Annotated in this window: 14 protein-coding genes; 3 read left to right on the top strand and 11 right to left on the bottom strand. The window is 70.2% G+C overall.

The window, feature by feature from the left end; all coding sequences use genetic code 11:
* Positions 1-91: 91 nt before the first annotated feature.
* Positions 92-2,026 carry an adenylate/guanylate cyclase domain-containing protein gene (locus AC07PU_RS05175; RefSeq protein ID WP_495315858.1) on the top strand — a complete coding sequence of 645 codons (1,935 nt, stop codon included), beginning with the start codon at positions 92-94 and terminating at the stop codon, positions 2,024-2,026.
* Here the strand turns inward: AC07PU_RS05175 and AC07PU_RS05170 are convergent.
* The 3 genes from AC07PU_RS05170 to AC07PU_RS05160 are packed head-to-tail and all read right to left on the bottom strand — an operon-like array spanning position 2,023 to position 5,224.
* Positions 2,023-2,997 carry a PDR/VanB family oxidoreductase gene (locus AC07PU_RS05170; RefSeq protein WP_495315856.1) on the bottom strand — a complete coding sequence of 325 codons (975 nt, stop codon included), beginning with the start codon at positions 2,995-2,997 and terminating at the stop codon, positions 2,023-2,025. The two genes, AC07PU_RS05175 and AC07PU_RS05170, sit on opposite strands and share 4 nt — an antisense overlap.
* The gene (locus AC07PU_RS05165) at positions 2,994-4,226 is read right to left on the bottom strand and encodes a Rieske 2Fe-2S domain-containing protein (RefSeq protein ID WP_495315854.1); all 1,233 of its coding nucleotides are present in this window, start codon (positions 4,224-4,226) and stop codon (positions 2,994-2,996) included. Before AC07PU_RS05165 ends, AC07PU_RS05170 begins: the two co-directional genes overlap by 4 nt.
* Positions 4,223-5,224 carry a Bug family tripartite tricarboxylate transporter substrate binding protein gene (locus AC07PU_RS05160; RefSeq protein ID WP_495315852.1) on the bottom strand — a complete coding sequence of 334 codons (1,002 nt, stop codon included), beginning with the start codon at positions 5,222-5,224 and terminating at the stop codon, positions 4,223-4,225. The genes AC07PU_RS05165 and AC07PU_RS05160 overlap by 4 nt, the downstream gene beginning before the upstream one ends.
* A gap of 85 nt (positions 5,225-5,309) precedes the next feature.
* Between AC07PU_RS05160 and AC07PU_RS05155 the strand changes: the two genes are divergently transcribed.
* Positions 5,310-6,254: a LysR family transcriptional regulator gene (locus AC07PU_RS05155; RefSeq protein ID WP_495315851.1), complete on the top strand. Its 945-nt coding sequence runs from the start codon at positions 5,310-5,312 to the stop codon at positions 6,252-6,254.
* On the opposite strand, the gene AC07PU_RS05150 is transcribed toward AC07PU_RS05155, so the two are convergent.
* Entirely contained in the window at positions 6,241-6,990 is a 750-nt protein-coding gene (locus tag AC07PU_RS05150) for a TetR/AcrR family transcriptional regulator (RefSeq protein WP_495315849.1), read from the bottom strand. The genes AC07PU_RS05155 and AC07PU_RS05150 overlap by 14 nt on opposite strands.
* 121 nt (positions 6,991-7,111) lie before the next feature.
* On the opposite strand from AC07PU_RS05150, the gene AC07PU_RS05145 reads away from it, so the two are divergent.
* Positions 7,112-8,416: an aspartate aminotransferase family protein gene (locus AC07PU_RS05145; RefSeq protein ID WP_495315847.1), complete on the top strand. Its 1,305-nt coding sequence runs from the start codon at positions 7,112-7,114 to the stop codon at positions 8,414-8,416.
* A gap of 7 nt (positions 8,417-8,423) precedes the next feature.
* Here the strand turns inward: AC07PU_RS05145 and AC07PU_RS05140 are convergent, their stop codons facing one another.
* From AC07PU_RS05140 to AC07PU_RS05110, 7 genes are all read right to left on the bottom strand, one after another.
* On the bottom strand, positions 8,424-9,494 hold the full coding sequence (locus AC07PU_RS05140; protein ID WP_495315845.1) for an NAD(P)/FAD-dependent oxidoreductase: 1,071 nt from the start codon (positions 9,492-9,494) through the stop codon (positions 8,424-8,426).
* Positions 9,452-9,781 carry a ferredoxin FdxA gene (gene fdxA / locus AC07PU_RS05135; RefSeq protein ID WP_057596674.1) on the bottom strand — a complete coding sequence of 110 codons (330 nt, stop codon included), beginning with the start codon at positions 9,779-9,781 and terminating at the stop codon, positions 9,452-9,454. Before fdxA ends, AC07PU_RS05140 begins: the two co-directional genes overlap by 43 nt.
* 42 nt (positions 9,782-9,823) lie before the next feature.
* Complete coding sequence (locus tag AC07PU_RS05130; RefSeq protein ID WP_495315843.1) at positions 9,824-11,152, bottom strand: sulfate adenylyltransferase subunit 1; 1,329 nt, start codon at positions 11,150-11,152, stop codon at positions 9,824-9,826.
* A gap of 106 nt (positions 11,153-11,258) precedes the next feature.
* Entirely contained in the window at positions 11,259-12,200 is a 942-nt protein-coding gene (gene cysD / locus AC07PU_RS05125) for a sulfate adenylyltransferase subunit CysD (protein ID WP_093341455.1), read from the bottom strand.
* Between the two features lie 41 nt (positions 12,201-12,241).
* Positions 12,242-12,862, bottom strand: a complete 621-nt coding sequence (locus AC07PU_RS05120; protein WP_093341456.1) for a phosphoadenosine phosphosulfate reductase domain-containing protein — start codon at positions 12,860-12,862, stop codon at positions 12,242-12,244.
* Between the two features lie 27 nt (positions 12,863-12,889).
* Entirely contained in the window at positions 12,890-13,285 is a 396-nt protein-coding gene (locus AC07PU_RS05115; protein ID WP_057596678.1) for a DUF934 domain-containing protein, read from the bottom strand.
* Complete coding sequence (locus AC07PU_RS05110) at positions 13,282-15,060, bottom strand: nitrite/sulfite reductase (protein WP_431512638.1); 1,779 nt, start codon at positions 15,058-15,060, stop codon at positions 13,282-13,284. Before AC07PU_RS05110 ends, AC07PU_RS05115 begins: the two co-directional genes overlap by 4 nt.
* Positions 15,061-15,473: the final 413 nt, after the last annotated feature.

Raw genomic sequence — 15,473 nt, 5'->3', positions numbered from 1 at the left:
CGTCGCGGCGTACCGGGGGCATTCCGTGAAGTCCGGGACAATCCGCGCCACGACGAACGAGGCGCGCACGAGCGCGCCGAAAGGGAATGACATGGCAGAAGCTGCGACACCGCCGGACCCCACGGATGCCACCCGGCCGTCCGCGGCCGCGACCCGCCTGCGCCGCTTCCGGGTCGATGTCGGCACCATCATCTGCGCCGTCGCGCTGGTCCAGTCGCTGCTGCTGGTGGCGCTGGGCTACTGGGGCGCGCAGCGGCTGGTGTCGCGCGTCGGCGAGTCGGCGCACAAGGTAAGCCACGACCGCGTTGAGGACAACGTGCTGGCCTTCCTCGCCAAGACCCAGGCGGTGGTGCACGCCGTCGGCGATTCGCCGAGCCTGCATCCGCTGGGCGAGGACGGCGAGCGCAGCGCCGAGATGCTGTGGACGATGCTCGAGGAGGCCACCGAGCTCGACAGCCTCGGCGTGGCCAGCGACGACGGCCACCTGCTGATGGCCGAGCGCTACCCGGTGTCGGCGATCCGCCAGGTGGTGCGCGATCCGGCCTTCAGCACCGAGACCTGGGAATACAAGCGCTCGGTCGACATCGAGGGCGGCGATCCGCGCCAGCGCTTCGCGACCACGCGCATCGAGTCCTTCCGCAGCGACCACGACGCCACCGAGCGCGACTGGTACCGCGAGGCGCTGGCGCGGAAGGCGCCGGTGTGGACGCCGCCCTTTCACCTGGCCGACGGCGAGGAACTCGGCGTGAGCTACGCCCAGCCGGCCGAGCGGCTCGACGACGAGGGACGGCACCTGCAGTCGCTGGTGGTGGTCGGCCATCTGTCGCTGGGCCACCTGTCGACGCTGGTGCGCCAGTTCGGCAGCCGCGGTCCCGGCGAGAGCGTGCTGCTGAGCGACGACCACCACGTGCTCGCGCGCAGCGACCATCCCGATCCCGTGCGCGATCTGCAATGGCCCGAGGGCGGCGTGCTCGGCGCGGTACATGCCTACATGCTGGCCCACGGCATCTCGGAGAACGTGGAGGACGAGAGCTTCGTCGTCACCCATGCGGGCGAGCGCTACCGGGTCGAGTCCTCGCGCATCGGCCCCACGGGCTGGGAGCTGATCAGCTGGGAGCCCGAGGCCGCGCTGCTCGCCGGCGTGGAGCGCCTGGTGCGCTGGGGCCTGCTGCTGACCCTGGCCTTCCTGGCGTTCGCGCTCTTCATCTCGCTGCGGCTGTCGAAGCTGGTGACCGCGCCGATCGAGAAGCTGTCGCAGACCGCGCGCCGCATCGGCCGGCTCGAGCTCGACGACCTGCCGCAGCAGCCCAGCCGCGTGCTCGAGATCCAGCACCTGAACCAGGCGCTCGATGACTCCGCGCGCAGCCTGCGGGCCTTCAGCAAGTTCGTGCCGGTGCACCTGATCCGCCAGCTCGTGGCCGAGGGCCACGCGCTGGCGCCCGGCGGCTCGCCGCGCCGCATCACGGCGATGTTCACCGACGTCGAGGGTTTCACCAGCATCGCCGAATCGCTGGAAGCCGGCGTGCTGGTGCGCCAGCTCACCGAGTACTTCAACCTCGCGCAGCGCGTGTTCGCGCGCCATGGCGGCGTGGTCGACAAGTACATGGGCGACGGCATCATGGTGCTGTGGGGCGCGCCGCTCGACCTGCCCGATGCCGAGTACCGCGCCTGCCTCGCGGCACGCGAGCTGCATGCCGAGATGGCCGAGCTCAACCGCCGCTGGCAGGCCGAGGGGCTGCAGCCCTTCCACACGCGCATCGGCATGCACACCGGCGTGGTGATCGCCGGCGTGCTCGGGTCCAGCGACCGGCTCTCCTACACCGCGCTCGGCGACGTGATCAACGCCGCGAGCCGCATCGAGGGCAGCAACAAGGAGCTGGGCACGCGCACGCTGATGTCCGAAGCCACCCACGCGGGCCTGAACGGGCGGCTGCCCACGCGGCGCATCGAGGAGCAGGTGGCGCTGCGCGGCCGGCAGACGCGCATGGTGCTCTACGAACTGCTCGAGGAGAACGAGGCGCCCTAGAGATCGAGCACCAGCCGCGGCGAACGCGCGCGCGAGCAGCAGGGCAGGAACTGGTCGTTGGCGGCCTGCTCCGCGCGCGTGAGAAAGAGGTCGTGGTGCGCGATCTCGCCCTCGAGCACGCGCGTGAGGCAGGTGCCGCAGACGCCCTGGGCGCAGGACACCGGGATCTCGACGCCCTCTGCCGCGAGCGCGTCCACCACGCTGAGCGTTGCTGGCACGCGCACCACGCGGCCGCTGCTGCGTAGTTGCACCTCGAAGCTGCCGGCCTCTTCGACGGGCGGCGGCGCGCCCGCGAAGCATTCGAAATGCACGCGCGCCTCGGGCCAGCCGAGCGCGCGGGCGGTGGCGCGCACCGCCTCGATGAAGCCCTTCGGTCCGCAGACGTAGAGATGGCGCCCGGGCGCCGGTTCGCCGAGGGTGGCGGCCAGGTCGATGCGCTGCGCGGGCGGGCCGTCGTCGTGGTGGAAGAACACCCGGTCGGCGAAGGTCTCCGCCCGCAGCCGCGCGCGATAGGCCGAGCGCGCCGCGCTGCGGCTGCAGCAGTGCAGCGCGAAGTCGCGGCCCAGCGCCGCGAGCCGGTGCGCCATCGCGAGCAGCGGCGTGATGCCGATGCCGCCGGCCAGCAGCAGGCTGTGGCTCGCCGCTTCGTCGAGCGCGAACAGATTGCGCGGCGTACCGACCTGCAGCAGCGTGCCCTCGGCCACCGTCTCGTGCAGCGCGCGCGAGCCGCCGCGCGAAGCTTCCTCGCGCAGCACGCCGATCTCGTAGTGGCCGGGCGCCTGCGCGGGCGGGTTGCACAGCGAGTAGGGCCGCACCAGGCCGCCGGGCAGCAGCACCTCGATGTGTGCGCCGGCCTCGAAGGGCGGCAGCGCGCCGCCGTCGGCCGCCTCGAGCCGGAAACCCGCGATGCCCTCGGCCTCGATCGTCTTGCGCGCGACGCGCACCGCGATGCGTTCGACGGCCGCGCTCATTCGCCCTGCAGGAAGTTGCCGGCCTCGAAGCGCACCGGCGGCGCGTCGGCGTCGAAGCTCACGCCGGCCGGGTCGCGGCCCTCGCGCAGCGCGTCGAGCTGGCGCTGCAGCAGCCGGCGCAGCATCACGATGCCGCGGTCGGAGCTCGCCAGGTGCTCCTCCGAATGCGCGGTGATCGCGCCCTGGCTCACCTGGGCCTCGTAGTCGCCGGGAAAGCGGCGGTGCTCCTCCTCGCTGAGTTCCTCCCACAGCTTGCCGTTGAGGCGCGAGCGCACGCGCGCGAGGTCGCCGGGCTGCTTCACCCGGCCCACGGTGTAGATGCGGAAGCTGTGGTCGTCGATCGGCAGCACCCAGCCGATCGACTCGACCCGGCCATAGGCCGCCACGCGCGGGTTCGGCACCACGCGCAGGGTCGGCAGCACCGGCCCGGCCACGCGGCGGAACACGCGGCCGTCCTCGAGGCGGCGGATCGAGGTGATCATCACGCCGGTCTCGGTGCTCTCGAAGTTCACCTCGGGCATCTGGCCCATCAGCGCCACGAACTGGGTGCCGCTGAAGCTGCCGTGCAGCACCGGCACGTGGAAGGGGTCGGCCACGTTCTCGTAGTGCTGCAGCCAGTTGCAGGGGATGATCCGCGGCCCGCCGCCGCCGATGCTGTTGTCGTCGGCCTCGAGCGTCTCGCCCTCGTCGAGCACCTCCAGGCAGTCGTAGCGCGGCAGCACCGGCTTCTTCTCGGCCGGGCCGAGGTAGGCCCAGACCAGGCCGTAGCGCTCCTCGACCGGGTACCAGGGCTGGCGCACGCGGCCGCGCGTGCGCGCGCCGTTCTCGGGCTCGCAGGGCTGGTCGACGCAGTGGCCCTGCACGTCGAACATCCAGCCGTGGTAGCAGCAGCGGATGCCGCCTTCCTCCACGCGGCCGTAGTAGAGCGAGGCGCCGCGGTGGGCGCAGCGCCAGTGCACCAGGCCGGGCCGGCCGCTCTTGTCGCGGAACAGGATCAGGTCCTCGCCGAGCACGCGCACCTGGCGCGGCGTGTCGGTGGCATCGGCGGCCAGCCCGATGGGATGCCAGTAGCGCCGCAGCAGCTCGCCCATCGGCGTGCCGGCGCCGACCTCGGTCAGCTCGGCCTTGTGGCTCGGCGGCTTGCGGCCGTAGGCGGTGCCGGTGTCGAACGCGACCGGCTGCCATTCGGACGCGGAAGAGGAAGAAGAGGGGGGAAGGACGGTGCTCATTCGGGGGTGACTCCTGCGGCCTTGATCAGGTCCGCGACACGGGGGAAATCGGCTTTCTGGCCGGCGCGGAACTCGGCCGGCGTGCTGCCCAGCGGCTCGAAGCCGAAGCCGGCCAACCGCTCCTGCACGTCGGGCTGGCGCGTGACCGCCTGCAGCGCGGCGACCCATTCGTCGATCACGGGCTGCGGCGTTTTCGCGGGCGCGTAGACGCCGATCCAGCTGTCGAGGTCGAAGCCCGCGAAGCCCTGCTCGGCGAAGGTCGGCACCTCGGGCATCGAGCGCACGCGGCGCCGGCCGGTGATGCCCAGCACCTTGATGCGGCCGGCCTGGGCCAGCCCGCGCGCGGTGGCCGGGTTGGCCCAGGCCACGCCCAGCGCCTCGCCGAACAGGTCGTTGTGCGCGGCCGCCTCGGCCTTGTAGGGCACGTGGATCAGGTCGATGCCGGCCTGGCGCGCGAGCAGTTCGCCGAACAGGTGGGCGTTCGAGCCGTTGCCCCAGGTGCCGTAGCTGATGCCGCGGTGCGCCTTGGCGTAGGCGACGAACTCGCGCACGTTCGAGAACGGCGCCGAGGCGCGCGCGATCAGCATCGGCCCGCCGGTCGCGAGCTGCGACAGCGGCTCGAAGTCCTTCACCGGGTCGTAGGGCAGGCGCGGCTGCAGCACCACGTTGTTGATGTGCGTGAGCGGCAGCGTCAGCAGTACCGTGTAGCCGTCGGGCGCCGCCTTGGCGACCGCGTCGGCCGCGATGGTGCCGCTGGCGCCGGGCCGGGGCTCGACGATCACCGGCTGGTTCCAGCGCGCCTTGAGCTTGTCGGCGTAGATGCGCGCGATCGAGTCCATCGGCCCGCCGCCCGAACCGAAGGGGATGATGCGCACCACGCGGGTGGGAAAGTGGGGCGGGCTCGCCTGCGCGAAGGCCGGGCCGGCGGCGCCGGCCATGACGGCGCCTAGAAGGCCGAGCGCGCGTCGGCGCGTCGGCTGGGGTCGCAACGGATTCATCGTGTCTCCAGGTCGTGCTGTACTTGTGGACCCGACGATAAGTACCGCCCGTGCCCCGGGCAATTCGAAGCTTTGGATATGAGATATGGCCCGACGTGATATCCGCAGCCTCGACGTCGGCATGCTGCGGACCTTCGATGCGCTGATGCGCGAGCGCAGCGTGTCGCGCGCGGCGACGCGCCTGTTCCTGAGCCAGCCCGCGGTGAGCGCCTCGCTCAACCGGCTGCGCGAGACCTTCGACGACCCGCTGTTCACGCGCACCGCGCACGGCGTGCAGCCCACCGCGCGCGCCACGGCGCTGGCGGGCCAGGTCGAGCGCGTGCTGGCCGACCTGTCGGCCATGCTCGAGCCCGACGACCGCTTCCAGCCCGAGCATTCGCAGCGCATCTTCCGCATCTCGGGCGGCGACTACGCGAGCCACCTGCTGCTGCCGCGGCTGGCCAACGAGCTCGTGGCCTGCGGTTCGCGCGTGCGGCTGTACTGGGAGACCAGCTCCTTCCTCACGCTGACCGAGCGGCTGCGCAAGGGCGATTTCGACGTCGCCGTGCTGCCGCGGCTGCAGCCGCCGAGCGACTGCGAATCGGCGCTGCTCTACGAGGATCGCTACGTGATCGCGGTGCGCCGCGGCCATCCGACCCTGGGCGAGGCCGCCTCGCTCGACGACTTCTGCGCCGCGCCGCATGTGTTCCTGGGCTACGGCAGTTCAGCCCTGGATGACCTGATCGACCAGGTACTGGCGCGCCAGGGCCGCCAGCGCAGCATGAGCGTGGCCATGACCAGCTTCGGCCAGATCGTCGACCTGCTGGCGCAGACCGACCACGTGGCCGTGATGCCGCTGCGCGTGGCCGCGCGCTTCGACGCGCTGCTCGCGGTGCATCCGCTGCCCTTCGAGCTGCAGGGCTACCGTTCGGTCGTGTGCTGGAACCGGCGCTCGAATTCCGACGCCGGCGTGCTGTGGCTCAAGGACGCGCTGCTGCGCATCGGGCGCGAGGCCGATGCGGTGCCGATGCCCGTGCCTACGTCGGCCTGACGCGCCGCGCGAAGGCCTCGAGCCCGTCGATGGTCATCTGGACGTGGCGCTCGAAGCTGCTGTCCAGCGGCACGGTGCTGCCGTTGTCCCAGCGCACGATGAAGGCGCGGTTGGCCAGCAGCGGCAGGTTGCGCGAGAGCACCGGGTGGTCGAGCGGGCGGATGGTGTGGACGCGCTCGCGCAGCTCCTCGGCCCAGGTCTGCGTGTTGTCCGAAGGCAGCGGCGAGAACTCCATCGTGAGGAAGCCCAGCATCGCAGCGATCGTGCAGTTGTAGGCCTCGCGCAGCGGCTCGCCCTCGAAGCCGGCCTCGGTCAGCGCCGTGAGCACGCCCTCGACCAGCGCGGTCGGCAGGCTGCCGTTGGACACCAGCTGCGCGCCCAGCAGCTGGGCGACGTTGGGATGGCGCCGCACGGCCGCGCGGCAGCGGCGGAACAGCTCGGCGATCCAGCCCTGCCATCCCGGCTGCGCGGCATCGGCGGGCGGCGCCACGTCGGCCATGACCGTGGCCGCGACCTCGGCCAGCAGCGCCTCGCGCGAGCTCACGTGCCAGTGCACCGTGGCCGGATAGACGCCGAGCCGTGCCGCCACCTCGCGCAGGCTGAAGGCGCCGAGGCCGGCCTCGTCGATCAGCGCCAGCGCGACCTCGGCGATCCGGCCCCTGGTCAGCGCGGCGCCGCCCGCGGGTCGGCCGGCGGTGCGGGGCGGGGGAGCGGCTTTCTTGCGCGCGGTGGTCATCGGGTGGGTGCCATTGTTCGGTCGGTGAATTGATTGTATAAACATCGGAAAATTGAGCATCGAACAATTAACGCTGAGCCAGGCGTCAATTCCAGCCGTCCAACCCTTTCCAGGAGCCGCCATGACCCTTGCCCCCATCGACCACGCCCTGGCCGAGGCGCACCGCCGCTTCACCGAGGCCAACCCCGCCAGCCGGCGCCAGTTCGAGGCCAATGCCGAGTCCATGCCCGGTGGCAACACGCGCTCGGTGCTGTTCTACGCGCCGTTCCCACTGACCATCGCGCGCGGCGAAGGGGCCGCGCTGTGGGACGCCGACGGCCACCGCTATGCTGACTTCATCGCCGAGTACACGGCCGGCGTCTACGGCCACTCGGCGCCCGAGATCCGCGAGGCCGTGATCGAGGCGATGCGGGGCGGCGTCAACCTCACGGGCCACAACCTGCTCGAGGGCCGGCTGGCGCGGACCATCCGCGAGCGCTTCCCGCAGGTCGAGCGACTGCGCTTCACCAACTCGGGCACCGAGGCCAACCTGATGGCGCTCACGGCCGCGCTGCACTTCACGGGGCGGCGCCGCATCGTGGTGTTCTCGGGCGGCTACCACGGTGGCGTGCTGGGCTTCGGCGACCAGCCCTTGCCCACCACCGTGCCCTTCGATTTCCTCGTGCTGCCCTACAACGACGCCGAGACGGCGCGCGCGCGCATCGCCGAGCAGGCCTCGCAGATCGCGGCCGTGCTGGTCGAGCCGATGCAGGGCGCGGCCGGCTGCATCCCGGGGCAGGCCGATTTCCTGCGGGCGCTGCGCGAGGCGGCCACGGCGGCCGGCGCGCTGCTGATCTTCGACGAGGTCATGACCTCGCGGCTGGGCCCGCGCGGGCTGGCCAACGAGCTGGGCATCCGCGCCGACCTCACGACCTTGGGCAAGTACATCGGTGGCGGCATGTCCTTCGGCGCCTTCGGCGGCCGCGCCGACGTGATGGCGCAGTTCGACCCGCGCACCGGCGCGCTCGCGCATTCGGGCACCTTCAACAACAACGTGATGACCATGGCGGCCGGCCAGGCGGGCCTCACGCAGCTGTTCACGCTCGAGGCGGCCGGCGCGCTGGCCGAGCGCGGCGAGGCGATGCGCGCGCGGCTCAATGCGCTGGGCGCGAAGGAGGGCGTGGCGCTGCAGTTCACGGGCGTGGGCTCGCTGATGAACGCGCATTTTTTGCAGGGCGAGGTGCGGCGCGTGGCCGACCTCGCGGCGGTCGATGGGCGGCTGCGCCAGCTGCTGTTCTTCCACCTGTTGAACGCGGGCATCTACACCTCGCCGCGCGGCTTCGTGGTGCTGTCGCTGCCGCTCGGCGACGCCGACATCGAGCGCTACGTGGCCGCCATCGGCGGCTTCATCGCCGAGTACCGCGCGCTGCTGCCCGCGCTGGGCTGAACGCGGCTCAGGCCTTGCCGGCCACGCCCAGCAGCTCGTGCAGCCGGGTGCTGGTGGTCGTGTACTGCAGCGGGATCGCCTTGCCGGGGAACACGATCGCCGCGGCGCCCCAGGCGGCCAGCGTGGCCTCGTGGAAGCCGCAGACGATCAGCTTTTTCTTGCCCGGGTAGGTGTTGATGTCGCCGACCGCGAACACGCCCGCTTCGCGCGTCTGGTACTTCTCGGTGTCGACCGGCACCTGCTTGCGCTCGAGTTCGAAGCCCCAGTCGGCGATCGGCCCGAGGCGCGGCGAGATGCCGAGGCAGGCGACCAGCGCATCGAGCGGCAGCTCGACCGTGCTGGCATCGGGCGTGGCGATGCGCAGCGTCTGGCCGTCGAAGCCGCTGGGCTGGCCGACCTGGAAGCCCAGCCGGCCCTCGGCCACCAGCGCGCGCATCGCGGCCACCGTGGCCTCGTCGGCCTGGAAGCCGTCGCGCCGGTGCACCAGCGTGACCTGCCTGGCGATGGCGGTCAGCGCGATCGCGGTCTCGAGCGCCGTGTCGTCGCCGCCATTGACCACCACGGCCTGGCCCGCGAAGCGGTCGAGCGAGTCGGGGTGATAGAACAGCGATTGGCCTTCGAAGCGGCCGATGTCCTCGAGCGCGATGCGCTTGGGCACGAAGGCGCCGACGCCGGCCGCGATGAACACCGTCTTCGCGAGGAAGCGGCGGCCGGCCGAGGTGCCCAGCAGCAGCCGCTGGTCGGCCTGGCGCTCGAGCGTGGCGACCTGCTCGCCGAAATGGAAGACCGGCTTGAACGGCGCCACCTGCGCCAGCAGCGACTGCGCGAGCTCGCGCCCGCTGGTCACCGGGGTGCCGGGAATGTCGTAGATCGGCTTGTGGCCGTACAGCGCCACGCACTGGCCGCCCGCGGCGGGCAGCGCATCGACGATGTGGCAGGAGATCTCGAGCAGGCCGAGCTGGAAGGCCTGGAACAGCCCCACCGGGCCGGCGCCGATGATCAGGGCGTCGGTCTCGATGGGGGCGGGGGGCTGGCTCAGCGCACCAGCTCCGAGATCTTGCCCGTCTTGTCCTTCCACTCGTCGGCGTCGGGCAGGGCGGGCTTGCGCTTGGTGATGCTCTTCCAGCCGTCGGCCTGGGCCAGCTCGGCATTGAGCTTGATGAAGGCGATCTGGTCGGCCGGCAGGTCTTCCTCGGCGAAGATGGCGTTGGCCGGGCACTCGGGAATGCAGACCGCGCAGTCGATGCATTCGTCCGGGTCGATCACCAGCATGTTGGGACCTTCGCGGAAGCAGTCGACGGGGCAAACGTCCACGCAGTCGGTGTATTTGCAACGGATGCAGGCTTCGGAGACGACGTGGGTCATTTGGCGTTGTATGCGGTCTGTGGTCGGGAAAAACCCTTGATTTTAGGCCTTTGCGGCGCTCGGCTGCACGAGCACGGCCGCCGAGGTGCGATGCGAGGCCGTATCGACCAGCACCAGCGAGCCCAGCGTGCGCGAGCGCGTGAACGGCAGCACGGCCAGCGGCTGCTGCAGCGCGAGCACCACGTCGCCGATGGCATTGGCCTCGAGCTGGGTCGCGGGCTCGGATTCGAGCGTCGTGATGTTGACCCGGTCGACGATGCGCGCGACCTTGGCCTTGACCCAGCGATGCCCCTGCAGCGCCCAGTAGACGCGGCCCGCGACCAGCGGCTCGTCGTCGAGCCAGGCCACGGTGGCGGTGATCTCGCGCACCGGCTCGAAGGCCTCGGGCGCCAGCAGCCAGTCGCCGCGCGACACGTCGACCTCGCGGTCGAGCACGATGCCGGCGCTGTGGCCCGCATGCACGGTCTTCGGCTGGCGCGCGTGGCTCAGCACCTGGGCCACGGTGGCGGTCTGGTTGCTCGGCAGCACGGTCACGCGCTGGCCCGGCTCGACATGGCCCGAGGCCACGCGGCCCCAGAACACGCGGCGGCCCTGCGAAGTGTCGGCCGAGGACGAGAACTTCTCGACCCACTGCACCGGGAAGGCGAAGGGCACCGATTCGTCCTGCGCCGTCACCGGCAGCTGTTCGAGCAGCTCGAGCAGGCTCGGGCCCTCGTAGCCGACCCAGTCGGCATGGCGCGTGGCCACGTTCCAGCCCTTGAGCGCCGAGATCGGCACGATCGCGGCCACCCGCACGCCCGCGGCTTCGGCGAAGGCATTGAGCGCGGCCGAGATGCGTTCGAAGGCCAGGCCGGCATCGGCGATGGCGTCGAGCTTGTTGACCGCGAACACGATCGACTGCACGCGCAGCAGGTGCGTCAGCAGCGTGTGGCGGCGCGTCTGCGGCAGCAGCTCGCGCTTGACGACCGTGCCGTCCTCCACCTCGGCGGCCCAGGCCAGCTTGGTGGCATCGACCAGCACCACGGAGGCGTCGGCGGCCGAGGCGGCCGTCACCATGTTGCGCGTGTACTGCTCGTGGCCCGGCGCGTCGCCGATGATGAACTTGCGCCTGGCGGTCGAGAAGTAGCGGTAGGCCACGTCGATCGTGATGCCTTGCTCGCGCTCGGCCGACAGGCCGTCGGTCAGCAGCGCGAGGTCGGTCTCGCCGCCGCGCTGCACGCCAGCGAGCTGGTCCTGCAGCACGGTCTTGCTGTCGACCAGCAGGCGGCCGATCAGCGTGCTCTTGCCGTCGTCGACCGAGCCGCAGGTGATGAAGCGCAGCGCGGTGCCGGTGTCGGCTGTGATTTCGGGTTGAAGCGTGGTGGCGGTCATGGGTTTCTTTCGGGAGACACCGCGGAACCGGCTTTGCCGGGCCGCTGGTGTCGCCCCCTTGAGGGGGGAGTCGAGCTACACGAAGTGAGCGAGGGACGGGGGTGGGTCAGAAATAACCGTCTTTCTTGCGTTTTTCCATCGAAGCTTCGGAGGTCATGTCGTCCATCCGGGTGGCGCCGCGTTCGCTGACGTCGACCGACAGCGTCTCGAGCACCACGTCGCCCGCGTCGGCCGCGAGGCTCTCGACTGGGCAGGTGGTCGTGATGTCGCCCACGGTGCGGAAGCGCACGTCGCGCACCTGCACGGTTTCGCCGTCGCGCGGCGGGGTCAGTTCGGTCACCGGCACCAGCAGGCCGCGACGCTCGACCACTTCACGCTTGTGCGTGTAGTAGATCGAGGGCAGGCCGACGTGCTCGCGCTCGATGTACTGCCAGACGTCGAGTTCAGTCCAGTTCGAGATCGGGAACACGCGGAAGTGCTCGCCCGGTGCCAGGCGGGTGTTGAACAGGGTCCAGAGCTCGGGGCGCTGGTCCTTGGGCTGCCATTGGCCGAAGCTGTCGCGGTGCGAGAAGATGCGCTCCTTGGCGCGGGCCTTCTCTTCGTCGCGGCGCGCGCCGCCGATCAGCGCGTCGAAGCGGAATTCCTCGATCGCCTCGAGCAGCGTCACCGACTGGTGCGCGTTGCGCGATTCGCCCGGGTGCGCGAGGCGCACCGTGCCGCGCTTCATCGAGTCCTCGACGCTGCGCACGATCAGCTCGGCGCCGAGCTCCTTGGCGCGCTGGTCGCGGTAGTCGGTCACTTCGGGGAAGTTGTGGCCGGTGTCGATCATCAAGAGCGGATAGGGCAGGCGGCCGATGCCGAAGGCCTTCTCGGCGCACTTCAGCAGCACCAGCGAGTCCTTGCCGCCCGAGAACAGCAGCGCGGGGCGCTCGAAGGCCGCGGCCACTTCGCGCAGGATGAAGATGGTCTCTTCCTCCAGCGCATCGAGGTGCGTGTTGGACAGGTGCGCCGGCGGCAGCAGCAGATCGGATTCGGTACGGGCGTTCATCGGGTGGGGCGCTGGAGATTCGGAGTCGGTGGAGCGTGCGTTCAATGCGAGAGGTGCAGGCCGCATTCGCGGTTGTCCTCGCCCTTGGTCGGGTCCACGTAGTCGAAGTTGTTCGGCAGGCCGTGCGCCTCGCAGTAGGTGTAGAGGTCCTTGGACGACCAGTGCAGCAGCGGCGCGACCTTGATCAGGCCGTCGGGGTTGATGCTGACCGGCTCCATCTGCGCGCGCACGGCCGTGTCGGTGGCGCGCAGCGCGGTGAACCAGACCTTGGGCGCCGTCTCGCGCAGGGCACGCGCGAAGGGCTCGAGCTTCACTTCCTCGGTGAAGGCGGCGTGGCGCGGATCGTCGAGCGCCGGCGTCGGGCCGTCGACCGCCTCGCGGTGCGCGCGCGAGCGACGCGGCAGGTAGATGTGCAGGTCCAGGCCCAGCTGCTTGGTCACCTCGTCGGCGAAGCGGTAGGTGGCCTCGGTGTTGTAGCCGTTGTCCATCCAGATCACCGGGACGTCACGCTTGGCGCGCGTCACCATGTGCAGGATCACGGCCTCGAAGGGCCGGAAATTGGTGGTGACGATCGCGTTCTGGCCCAGGCCGATGGCCCAGTCCACCAGGCCTTCGGCGTTGCGGCCGAGTTCGGTGTTGATGCGTGCGAGGTCGATGCTCATGGATGAATCAAGCTTTGCTGGGGGAACTCAGTTGCCGGCCGCGAAGTGCGGCGCGGTCTGCACCGCGTCGCCCTGGTAGAAGGCCGAGAAGCGGTCGAACTGGCGCTGCGCGTCGGAGGCGTCCACGCCTTCCTTGAGCACGGCGCTCGAGAATCCGGTGCGTTCCATCTGCACCAGCTGGTCGATCAGCACGTCGCCGGTGGCGCGGATGTCGCCCTTGAAGCCCAGGCGGCGGCGCAGCAGGAAGGCCTGGCTGTAGGCGCGGCCGTCGGTGAACTTCGGGAAGTGCAGGTCGATGCGTTCGATGTCCGACAGGCAGACCTCGATCGCGAGCGGATCGGCGTCGTTCGCCAGTTGCAGCACCTTCGGGTCGCCGTCGTCCACGTGTTCCTCGGCAGCCAGGATGTTGAGCGTCTTGTTCATGCTGCTTCCTCCACCTTGAAACGCGCACCGTTGGCCGCGGCCTTGAACGGGTCGGGTCCGACGCGGCGCAGCGTGTCGATGAAGTTCTCGCCGTTCTCGCGGGTGTCGCGGTAGGTCGTGAGCACGGCCTCGATCACGCCCGGCACTTCGGCCGCCGAGAACGAGGGGCCGACCACCTTGCCGGCCTGCGGCGCGCCGCTGAGGGCCGAGCCGTCGGAGCCGCCGAGCGTGACCTGGTACCACTCCTTGCCGTCCTTGTCGACGCCCAGGATGCCGATGTGGCCGCTGTGGTGGTGACCGCAGGAGTTGATGCAGCCGCTGATGTGCAGGTCGATCTCGCCGATGTCGTCGAGCTCGTCGAGGTCCTGGTAGCGCTCGGTGATCGCCTCGGCGATCGGGATCGAGCGCGCATTGGCCAGCGCGCAGAAGTCGCCGCCGGGGCAGGCGATCATGTCGGTCAGCAGGTGCACGTTGGCGCTCGCGAAGCCGGCCGCGCGGGCGGCGAGCCACAGCGCATGCAGGTCTTCGGCGTGCACCCAGGGCAGCACCACGTTCTGGTCGTGCGTCACGCGGGCTTCGCCGGCCGAGAAGCGGTCGGCCAGTTGCGCGAGCGTGTCGAGCTGGTCGGCCGAGGCATCGCCGGGCGCCTGCTTCAGGCGCTTGAACGACAGCGTGACCGCGCGCAGGGCCGGGTTCTTGTGCGGTGCCACGTTGCGCGCGAGCCAGCGCGCGAACTGCACGTCCTCGGCGGCATGGGCGCGCAGCTCGGCGTCGGTCTTCTCGGCGCTCTGCAGCACGCGGGTGGCCAGTTCCGGCGGCACGAAGGAGGCGGCCACGCGGTCGAACTCTTCCTGCGTGATGGTGTGCGGCGCGCCGTCGTGCTCGAGGATCTGCTTGTACTCGGCATCGACGTCGTCGATGTAGCGCTGGCCTTCGGCCTTCACCAGGATCTTGATGCGCGCCTTGTAGATGTTGTCGCGGCGGCCATAGCGGTTGTAGACCCGGATCACGGCCTCGAGGTAGTTCATGATCTGCTGCCACGGCAGGAACTCGCGCAGCACCGTGCCCACGATCGGCGTGCGGCCCATGCCGCCGCCCACCTGCACGCGGAAGCCGATCTCGCCGGCCTCGTTCTTCACCAGCTTCAGGCCCACGTCGTGCCAGCCCGTGGCGGCGCGGTCCTCGTCGGCGCCCGTGATCGCGATCTTGAACTTGCGCGGCAGGAACGCGAACTCGGGATGCAGCGTGCTCCACTGGCGCATGATTTCGGCGTAGGGGCGCGGATCGGCCACCTCGTCGATCGCGATGCCCGCGCGCTCGTCGCTCGTGATGTTGCGGATGCAGTTGCCGCTGGTCTGGATGCCGTGCATGTCGACCGAGGCGAGCAGGTCCATCACGTCGGCCGACTTGGCGAGCGGGATCCAGTTGAACTGGACGTTCTGGCGGGTCGAGAAGTGGGCGTAGTGGGTGGGCAGCTTCTGGCTGCCGAGCTGGCCCTGGGTCTCGATGGCCTTCTTGTAGACCTCGGCCTCGGGCTCGTCGTACTCGCGGGCGATCTTCGCGAGCACGCGCACCTGCCGGCTCGAGAGTTCGCCGTAGGGCACGGCCACGCGCAGCATCGGGGCGTAGCGCTGCACGTACCAGCCGTTCTGCAGGCGCAGGGGACGGAACTCGTCTTCGTGGAGGCGGCCCTTTTGCCAGCGCTCGAGCTGGTCGCGGAATTGGGCGGCTCGTTGATGAACGAACTGGCGGTCGAAGTCTGTGTATTGGTACATCGTGCGTGAGTCTTGTCTTGAAGTGCGGTGCGTCCAGCGCGCCAGCAAGAAGCCGGGATTCTGAAAGCGTGCCTTATGGAACCAAACTATTTTTTGGTTCGCGCCTTATGCGGATAAGCTTATTCGCCAGTGTTCATGCGGGTTTGCGGGCGGTTGGATGCTTATTCTGGATAAGGGCGGGTGCGGGGTGCAGGGTGGATTTTAGGAATGTGGGGAGTTGGTTTCAGGGGGCGGGGTTCTTTGGGGGCGTTCTGCTCTAGCAGAGGCAGGAGCCGGGATTTCGCCCCGGCGGGCGAGTCACTTTCTTTTGTCTCGCCAAAAGAAAGTAACCAAAGAAAAGGCGACCCCACTGTCTGCGACCCTCCGCTTCGCTACGGGCAACCTGCGGTGCTCGCGTTTCGCGGGGTCTCGCA

The organism is Variovorax sp. GW821-FHT10D07, assembly GCF_059415325.1.
The sequence above is the reverse complement of the archived record's forward strand: the minus strand, read 5'-3'. Positions and strand labels throughout refer to the sequence as shown.

Excerpts from the sequence above, each read along its gene's own strand:
- AC07PU_RS05120 (WP_093341456.1), bottom strand. The coding sequence starts at position 12,862 with ATGAGCATCGACCTCGCACGCATCAACACCGAACTCGGCCGCAACGCC.
- AC07PU_RS05110 (WP_431512638.1), bottom strand. The coding sequence starts at position 15,060 with ATGTACCAATACACAGACTTCGACCGCCAGTTCGTTCATCAACGAGCC.
- AC07PU_RS05150 (WP_495315849.1), bottom strand. The coding sequence starts at position 6,990 with ATGACCACCGCGCGCAAGAAAGCCGCTCCCCCGCCCCGCACCGCCGGC.
- AC07PU_RS05155 (WP_495315851.1), top strand. The coding sequence starts at position 5,310 with ATGGCCCGACGTGATATCCGCAGCCTCGACGTCGGCATGCTGCGGACC.
- AC07PU_RS05175 (WP_495315858.1), top strand. The coding sequence starts at position 92 with ATGGCAGAAGCTGCGACACCGCCGGACCCCACGGATGCCACCCGGCCG.
- AC07PU_RS05145 (WP_495315847.1), top strand. The coding sequence starts at position 7,112 with ATGACCCTTGCCCCCATCGACCACGCCCTGGCCGAGGCGCACCGCCGC.
- AC07PU_RS05165 (WP_495315854.1), bottom strand. The coding sequence starts at position 4,226 with ATGAGCACCGTCCTTCCCCCCTCTTCTTCCTCTTCCGCGTCCGAATGG.
- AC07PU_RS05130 (WP_495315843.1), bottom strand. The coding sequence starts at position 11,152 with ATGACCGCCACCACGCTTCAACCCGAAATCACAGCCGACACCGGCACC.
- fdxA (WP_057596674.1), bottom strand. The coding sequence starts at position 9,781 with ATGACCCACGTCGTCTCCGAAGCCTGCATCCGTTGCAAATACACCGAC.
- AC07PU_RS05170 (WP_495315856.1), bottom strand. The coding sequence starts at position 2,997 with ATGAGCGCGGCCGTCGAACGCATCGCGGTGCGCGTCGCGCGCAAGACG.
- AC07PU_RS05115 (WP_057596678.1), bottom strand. The coding sequence starts at position 13,285 with ATGAACAAGACGCTCAACATCCTGGCTGCCGAGGAACACGTGGACGAC.
- AC07PU_RS05160 (WP_495315852.1), bottom strand. The coding sequence starts at position 5,224 with ATGAATCCGTTGCGACCCCAGCCGACGCGCCGACGCGCGCTCGGCCTT.
- cysD (WP_093341455.1), bottom strand. The coding sequence starts at position 12,200 with ATGAACGCCCGTACCGAATCCGATCTGCTGCTGCCGCCGGCGCACCTG.